The sequence below is a fragment of the Sphingobacterium gobiense genome, assembly GCF_002980575.1.
Taxonomy (GTDB): domain Bacteria; phylum Bacteroidota; class Bacteroidia; order Sphingobacteriales; family Sphingobacteriaceae; genus Sphingobacterium; species Sphingobacterium gobiense.
The window spans coordinates 1-498 of sequence record NZ_PVBS01000014.1; the positions used below are offsets into that span (position 1 = coordinate 1).

Sequence of the window (498 nt, forward strand, 5' to 3'; positions counted from 1 at the left end):
ATGTAACCGCAAGGAGCGTGTTAGGGCAATACTGGTAATTGGGGCTAAGTCGTAACAAGGTAGCCGTACCGGAAGGTGCGGCTGGAATACCTCCTTTCTGGAGCGTCCGGACCGGACTTGCTGCGCACATTGATGATCATCCTGTCATTAAGGAAGAAGAGACGGGCACCGTCAGGGTCGTACCTGACGGTGCCGCTGTTCGGGAATGTCCTCCGGTCCTTCCCTGCATAAGGTTCCATGGTCCGCCATGCTTTCTGCTGCAGGGTCCGGCCGCTGTGAGGGGTTCCCGGAAAACGTTCTTTGACATATTGGGAAAAAGAGAAGACACAAGAGAAGACAGAGGAAGTCCTCGGGCGGTTTATACCGTCAGAGGGCGGAGGCAGTCCGTCTGCCAGGCAAAAGGGGCAGCGGACGGAAGAAAGTAAATAAGGGCACACGGGGGATGCCTAGGCTCCCAGAGGCGAAGAAGGACGCGACAAGCTGCGATAAGCCGCGGGG

The 498-nt window shown here is 57.0% G+C and carries 1 protein-coding gene and 2 rRNA genes; 2 read left to right on the top strand and 1 reads right to left on the bottom strand.

Going from position 1 to position 498, the window contains the following annotated elements:
- Positions 1–97, top strand: a 16S ribosomal RNA gene (locus C5749_RS19375); the annotation flags it as partial.
- Positions 98–136: 39 nt separating this feature from the next.
- On the opposite strand, the gene C5749_RS19700 is transcribed toward C5749_RS19375, so the two are convergent.
- Positions 137–307, bottom strand: a complete 171-nt coding sequence (locus tag C5749_RS19700; protein WP_181151537.1) for a hypothetical protein — start codon at positions 305–307, stop codon at positions 137–139.
- A gap of 108 nt (positions 308–415) precedes the next feature.
- Between C5749_RS19700 and C5749_RS19380 the strand changes: the two genes are divergently transcribed.
- A 23S ribosomal RNA gene (locus C5749_RS19380) occupies positions 416–498 on the top strand; the annotation flags it as partial.